Origin of the sequence: Catenovulum agarivorans YM01, assembly GCF_000281085.1 — a bacterium.
GTDB classification, from domain to species: Bacteria; Pseudomonadota; Gammaproteobacteria; order Enterobacterales; family Alteromonadaceae; genus Catenovulum; species Catenovulum agarivorans.
In genome coordinates this window covers 62,845-70,418 of the sequence record NZ_JH767541.1, presented here as the reverse complement: position 1 = coordinate 70,418, position 7,574 = coordinate 62,845, and the positions used below count along the sequence as shown (strand labels likewise).

General features: G+C 40.0%; 4 protein-coding genes. All 4 read right to left on the bottom strand.

The annotated features are described in order from the left end of the window. Window positions 1-165 precede the first annotated feature (165 nt). The 4 genes from WSC_RS0120080 to WSC_RS0120065 all read right to left on the bottom strand — a co-directional run bounded on the left by WSC_RS0120080 (window position 166) and on the right by WSC_RS0120065 (window position 7,392). Entirely contained in the window at window positions 166-1,818 is a 1,653-nt protein-coding gene (locus WSC_RS0120080; RefSeq protein ID WP_016957755.1) for a LamG-like jellyroll fold domain-containing protein, read from the bottom strand. Beyond that, window positions 1,815-2,384, bottom strand: a complete 570-nt coding sequence (locus tag WSC_RS0120075) for a sigma-70 family RNA polymerase sigma factor (RefSeq protein WP_016957754.1) — start codon at window positions 2,382-2,384, stop codon at window positions 1,815-1,817. Before WSC_RS0120075 ends, WSC_RS0120080 begins: the two co-directional genes overlap by 4 nt. A 159-nt stretch (window positions 2,385-2,543) precedes the next feature. Beyond that, window positions 2,544-4,352 carry a glycoside hydrolase family 43 protein gene (locus WSC_RS0120070; protein WP_016957753.1) on the bottom strand — a complete coding sequence of 603 codons (1,809 nt, stop codon included), beginning with the start codon at window positions 4,350-4,352 and terminating at the stop codon, window positions 2,544-2,546. A gap of 190 nt (window positions 4,353-4,542) precedes the next feature. After that, window positions 4,543-7,392 (bottom strand): TonB-dependent receptor, encoded by a 2,850-nt coding sequence (locus WSC_RS0120065; RefSeq protein ID WP_016957752.1) that lies wholly within the window; start codon window positions 7,390-7,392, stop codon window positions 4,543-4,545. Between the last annotated feature and the right edge of the window lie 182 nt (window positions 7,393-7,574).

Below are 7,574 nucleotides of genomic sequence, written 5' to 3'. Positions count from 1 at the left end.
TTAGACATAAAAGACCCCCAGTAATTGGATAGTCCAACTATTGGGGGTCACTTCAAGATTCTAGTTGGGCTTTTTTATTGTGAGCGTTTGGAAATGTACATTTGGTGCATTATTAGCACGTTCTTTCGTTTCATGCATAGTTCAGGAAGCTCTGCGCATTTACCCCTAATTAACCGGCAAACCAGTAGCTGCATCTAGTTTAACTATAGTTGCAGGCTCAAGCTTAATTTGAATTGTCTCAGGTAAAGGCTGAGCATTTGGTTTTAAGCCAAAATAATTTCGGCCTTTTAATGTGTTTTGATAGTGCTGATAAACCCGCTTAGCTGGCAACGCAAAATCATAAAAGGCAACTTCATCAATCACACCTGCGTACGCTTCTGCTGCTGTGTTGAGCTGGTTTGGAGAGTTACCAATATTAGCTAAACCAGAGCCCCCGCTGAGCATTTTTGAGCCAGCTGGGTATTGGTAGCTAACTAACATTTTGCCATCTAAGTAAATGGCTTTTAAACCTGAATTCACATCATATGTCGCTACTACATGGTGCATCCTACCGTCTTTTAGCTGGGCTAATGTTGGCCTGCCATCTAGCCCATCAAGCGGTAATTTAAGTTCATGGTAACCCTGACCAAGAATGTATAAACCAAAGCTCAAAGATTCGGCAAACTCACCCATAGGGCGTAAATTAGTCTTACCAAAATCATGTTGAAAACTGAGCAACATTCTGTGATCTTTATCTGTTTGGTCTTTGCGGAATATTTCATCCATTTCGCCAAATCGGCTATTGTTTGGCCCTTTACCACTGTATTCGGGTACAATTAATGCCTCTATGGTCACGCCATCTGTTACAGCAAAACTGCCCGAAGCAGGTACAGTACCACCGCCACTCCCTACGTTAATTCGCGCATCTTTACTATTATCAAATTTAAATGCGCCAGCGCCCACCAAACCATTAATTCTTTCAGCGCCCTTGCTAACAATCCCAGTTGCATCACCGGAAAAATCGATCGCTCTATCATTGCTGCCATCAAATGACCAATAATGTTTTGGTCGCCAGCGTTTTGGAATCAATACTGCGTTACCTTCTGCTTGAATAGTTGGCTGGAACTTTGCCACGTCTATTTCAACATTATCGCCGTTACTATGAATGGTAAATCCATCAGCAAGCACGATAATATTATTGGCCGAATTGGCTTCAATCGATAGACTGCCGGCTTTTAATTCAATTTCATTTGCATTGTAAAGCTTAAAACTTGATTGCTCGGCTAAGTGTAAAATATCGCCCGATTGCAATTTAACTAGCGTCGCTTGGCTATTTTCATAAACACCAGGTGCAAGATAGCCGTTATCTATTTTACCTAAACCAACAATTTGTAACTGGCCAGATAAGATTTGTGCAGGCGCACTTGGCTGCTGATTTTTTAAAAACTGCAATAAAATTAACACGGAAAGTGGAATAATGATCAGCGCAGCAATCACAATAGGCCATATACCTTTGTTTTTATTGTCGGGTATTTTGCTTACGTGAGCTGGTTGAGGTTTGCTAGCAGAGTGGTTTTCTATAAAATTTTGTTGATTAGACTGCGTTGGGCGCACAATCACTTCGTCTACCATCATTCGTAGGCGCACCACTTCAAAGTTGGGTACAACTTCTGATGACATTTGAACATGTAGTTCGATGTATTCTTGATAAAAGCGCTGCGCTTCGGGGTTACCTTTTAGCAATACATCTAATTTAGCCATTTGCTCTGGCGTGGCGCTTTGATTGCAAACACTGTCTGCTATATCGCGTATATCAGAAAACTCTTCGGTTCTATTCAAAATATTCCCTCACGCTTTTTGCGATCCACACAATCAAACAGTTTTTTACGCAGTCTATGAATTGATTTTCGCACACCAAAAATAGAACGGCCGGTGTTGCCTGCTATCTCCTGTGCATTTTGATTTTCAACATAAAAATCTTGATACAGGCGTTGGTCTGACTCAGGCAACTGAGCGCGACAGCTTTGCAAGGCATTCCATCTTTGTTCTGAACTTTGTGAATAGTCTGCATTGGCAACAAGTTCATTAAGCACCTCATCACTTAAACCGACTAAGGATTTATTGTTACGTCTAAAAGTACGTACACAATTAAACACAATGGCGTTTGACCATTTGGTAAAGCTAGTACCAAGAGTAAACTTGTCAAACTCTCGCCACAATATGGTGCTGGTTTCTTGAAAAATATCGTCGGCTGCGGCTTTGTCACCAACAAAAGCATAGATATAGGCATAAATACGTTTACGCTCTGCTTCAAATAACGCCAAAAACTGGGCAGATGTATCCACCAGCTCAGTGCCGTTATTGTTTTCAGCAATTTGTGTTGAACGGAGCGCAGGTTTATTCATTACTACATTTATTAATGGTTAACTTTGGTATTTATAACAACTAATTTAAACAATAGCTACATATCGTCGCTAGGTTAACTTTATACTAAACAGCAAAAAAGCCTTGAATGGAACAGGTCCAATTCAAGGCTTCGCATCATGCTTAACGAATGCTATTGATTAGTTTTTTACAACTCGTGCCGCTTTTGGGCCATCGTAATCGTAAGTAAACCAGTCAACATCAATGTAACCAGCGTCTTCATCGGTTTTTTCATTCCAACTAAAGAAGCCTAAACGGTCTCCTGTCCATTTACCAAAAGCAATGGTGAAGCTTGGACCAAAAGCATAATAGTTTTTACCATCAAAACTATATTCATATGTGGCTTGGTCACGCGCGTTTGAGGTACGCACGTACAAGTCATTACCAGTTAATTCAGGCCCTATGGTCTTTTTACTCATCTTATCCATATAGAATAAGTGTTTGCTACCGTCTTCTTTCATTTCCACACCGAGTAGGTTGAAAACACCGCCGTAGCGCACAAAACCAGCTAACTGATTTGGTTTCATTCCAGAAATATCAAACTTAGCAATTGCAGTACCTGTGGTAATACCCATAATACGTTGGCTCAAAGTATTTGGTGCGCGCCAGAAATCTGAGTCTGAACCATCGTTATTTGTCCATTCATTAATTTTGGGACCGTGGTTATTGTTGTTTGGTAAAACTTTGCTTGCTTTTAAACGTAACCAACCTGGGCGCTCTGTTAACGACCAATGCGTATCTCTAGGGTTATGATTCCACTCCCATTGCGCACCTAACTTGTCTGATGAAAAATCATCGTCTGACGACGGTGCTGTAATTGGGTAACCATCAATTGGTTTTTTATGGCGCTTAACAGGTTCACCTATACCATCACCGTCTTCGTCAAAACCTATGATTGGCCAACCATCAACCCAAGTAACAGGTTGTAAATTTTGTGGGCGACCTTGGAAAGGAATATCATCATTTTGAATGAGCTGGTGCATGTACCACCATGAACCATCAGGCGCTGTCATAAAACCACCTTGGCTGGCACTACGATGACCAAACTCTTTGCCTTTTTCCATTATGGTTTTTACTTCGTATGGGCCGTAAATACTGTCTTTTGAACGAAGTATTAACTGTTTACGGTCATTTTTCGGGTTTTTAACACCAGGTTTGGTTGAATAATCACCCATAGTCCATTGCGCCATGGTGATATACCAAGTGCCATCAATTTTGTAGATTTTAGCCGCTTCTGCGCCCATACCTGTGTAAACTAATTTACCTTCGTCTAGGATTTTAGTACCGTCCCAGCTCATTTCATAAATGTAGTTTTCATTACCTTCAATTTTATTTTCAGGGCTCTTATGCTTTAAGCCAGTGTTGATGATTACATAAGCTTTTTTCGTATCATAGTCAAAATACACACCTGGATCATCTAATACTTCTTCATGTGGCAACATCATAATTGGCTCGCTCCATGGGCCTTCTATGTTGTCAGCCATAGTCACCATCAGACCGTTTTGATAGTCGATTTGATAAACGTACCATTTGCCTTCATGATAGACGATATCACCCGCCCATGTGCCAAATGAATAACCATTCATGCGATCCCAATCATATTCAGGTGCCCAAGACAATGTCGGAAATGCATGACCTACGTTCTCCCAGTTAACCATATCTTTTGATTTTAATATTGGCATACCCGGCGACATATGTTGTTTGGAGGTGATCATGTAATAAGTATCACCCACTTGCTCGATATCTGAATCAGGATAATCAGCATTTAAAATTGGGTTTATATAGGTACCATCACCTTGATCACCAAAACTGCCTGTTTGTGCAGGAATTATGTTCTGTGGTGCTTGCGTTTGTGCTGATGATTGTTGTGGCTCAACTTTAGTTTCTGAATTACAACCTGCTAAAACAAGTGCAATTGACACGCCCAAAAGCGTTTTAGACAACTTCATTGTGAATATCCCATATGTTAAAAAGATGATAAATAATATCGAACTTAAACAATTTTGTACAGTTATGACCAACAATGATTGCGTGTGATTTTTAATAACTTTAGTACGTTATTTTAGATAAATAGAGAAAGGGGAAATAAGCCCTTACAATATATAAGGGCTTATGAGACAGGGAGTTACACAATAACTATTACATACGGTACTGAACACCTACAAAGTATTTTACACCAGAGTATTCAATACGATTGTAAGCTTCGCTGACTACACGTTGTTCAACATACGGTTCGTTAGTTAAATTCAATGCTTGGAATTTAAGCTTAATGTTTTTACTGAGGTCGTACGAAGCACTTAGGTCGAACGACTGAGTATCATCCACAATACGATTAGTTTGCGACAAATCATTGCCAAAAGGTTTCAAATACTCTGAACGGTATTTATAGGATAAACGAATTGAAATATCATCATTTTCCCAATAAAACTGGTTGGTAAAGTTATGTTTAGACAAACCCGCTAAGTTGGCAGGCTCGATGCTAGCGCGCACGTCTTCACTTATTTCAGTTGCAGACTCCGGAGTTTCGAAATCTGAATCTGCATAGTTATAAGTTGTAGAGAAGCCAAAACCGAAATCAAACTTATGCATTGCTGTTAATTCAATACCTTTAATTGAAGACTCTTCTTGCTGTACTTCCGGGATACCGGAGACAGAAGCTGAGTATTGCTGTCCATCAACCGTTAGCATTTCTTGCTCAACTTTATTACCAAATTTTGCGTTAAAGGTTTTGTAATAGATAGCGGCAGATACCATAGTGTCTTGCTCATGGAACCAACTTAAATTAATGTCATAGTTATTTGATTCAATCGCTTCTATGTGCGGATTACCTTGAGCTGAAACATTGTCAACCAAGGCTTCTTCAACTGTGGTATAAACCTCGTCTGCGGCGTCATCATTAATTACCCGCCCAGCGCCCATGTACCACATATCAGGGCGAGAGATACCTTTAAACACCGCACCACGCAACATCAAGTCGTCGGCAAGTTCTAACGACAAGTTGAGGCTTGGTAAAACGTTACTGTATGAATTAGTATAGGTTGTATATTGAGGAGTGCCTGTCGATACTAGCTGAATCCCGCCTGTGTCTTCATCCGTTTCTACAGTATAACCACTACTAATACCAACAGAAGTCACATCAGTTGTCACATGACGTAAACCAAAGTTACCTGTTAAATATTTATTGCCAATTTCTGTTGAGAAATTTGCCACCGCATAAACAGAGCTAATATCTTCAGTTAAGTTGATATCCGCAGGATCAGGTGCTTTTGGATTTGGAGAGTCACTCGTGTCAAATAATCCAATTGCACAATGGGTGTCAAATGTTGCCCAAGAATTAACAGGGCTTTTAGCATCATCACCAAAATCTTTTTGTGGCCAAGCAATTTCACAAGCATTTTCTACTTGCTCTAATATTGGAGCGTCATCACTTAATGGCGTTTTATGGGTTTTTCTATCTGCCGCGTAGTTTTTGTGTTTGTGCGAAGAGCCTGCTACACCAAACTTAACTGAGGTGAAAAAACCTTCATCAAGTGTGTATATACCATCTAAACGATAGCTGTTGATGCTGTCTTTAACATCATATCGCTCAGTTCTTGCTTCAAAATCACCGCCAAAAAAACCTAAATCACTAATTTCAGCTAACCAATCTATTTCACTGCCAGCAGGATCATTTCTATCTGTGTAAACGCGCGCTATATCAGGGAATGCATCGCTGCCTGCCGTTTCCCACTGAAAGTATTTTCTATCACTTCTAAAACGCACATAATCCATAGTTTGCCATCTGTGGGTGCCAGAATAAGCCACATCAGCCATTAGTTTCAAATTATCGTTTACTTGCCACTCTACATTAGCACCTAAACCTTTGTACACTTCATCACGTACACGGTAATCACCATAACTACTGATTCGAGACTCACTACTGTATTTAGTTAAAGCATTAACCTCATTCGTCTCCCAATCATGGATACGACGACGACCATCATCAAAATACAAGTCGTGTCTATCTTCATAATAGTTACGATCAGACCATTGACCATCAATATTTACATCAATGCTGTCATTCGGTTGCCACTGCAATGCAACAATAGCCGCATCACGTTTTTCTTCTGATTCCATTTGGCGGTAATAGAATAAATTTGAGATGTAGTAATAATCACCATCTGCCGCAGCACCTCCATTTGCCGCCGCATTATCTGCATCAAAATCACAGTTGCTGCCGCCATCTTTTAAGTAATCTGAATTACAGTTGCGCAAAGTAGAACTGGTATTATAACTTTCTTCTGGTGAACTAGTACGGCCACCCGCATAACCGACAGCAAAACCTATGTTACCTATACTGGTACCCTCAAAGCTTTTTGTATAAGAAATTGAGTTACGTTGTCCTATGCCATTGTCGTCATTAAATTTAGCTTGATAAGGATTATAGTTAAGTTTAATCTCGGCTTGGAATCTGTCTTTACCATAGTCTAGTGGTTTGATAGTAGCTAGGTCGATTAGACCAGATACACCACCTTCAATCAAATCAGCCGTTTGGGCTTTATATACAGTCACACCATTTACTAATTCTGATGGAAACTGGCTAAATGCAACCGAGCGATTGCCACTACCTGACGAAATTGCACGGCCATTAACCGTCGACATACCCAAAAATGGGCCTAAACCACGAATTGAAATTTCACTAGCGTTACCTTTAAAACGGTCGCCTGTTACGCCCGTGATACGCTCTAAAGTTTCTGCTACAGATAAGTCCGGCAAAGCACCCATGTCTGCAGTAGAAAGTGCGTCAACAATAGTTGGCGCAGCACGCTTCTCATTAATTGCGTTTCGATATGATTCAGCAATACCACTGACTGAGATTGTTTCTATTTCTTCTGAAGGTTCATTTTCCGCCGCAAACGCAACTGGAACTAATAATGCGCCCATCACACTGGCAAGAATCGTTTTCTTGACAGTGATTTTTTGAGGAGAAATTTGTTTTTCTTGATTCATGTGTAATACCTATGTATGCCCGTGTAATTTAAACCACTAGATAGGCAAGTGGCCTTACCAATATAACAAAATAACAACATCTAGCAACAAAAAAACAGTCTAACACTCAAAAAAACCAAAAAAAAACGCAAAAATACTCACCAAAACGCAATAATATACAATTTAAGGTATCAATCTATCCT

Excerpts from the sequence above, each read along its gene's own strand:
- WSC_RS0120075 (WP_016957754.1), bottom strand. The coding sequence starts at position 2,384 with ATGAATAAACCTGCGCTCCGTTCAACACAAATTGCTGAAAACAATAAC.
- WSC_RS0120070 (WP_016957753.1), bottom strand. The coding sequence starts at position 4,352 with ATGAAGTTGTCTAAAACGCTTTTGGGCGTGTCAATTGCACTTGTTTTA.
- WSC_RS0120065 (WP_016957752.1), bottom strand. The coding sequence starts at position 7,392 with ATGAATCAAGAAAAACAAATTTCTCCTCAAAAAATCACTGTCAAGAAA.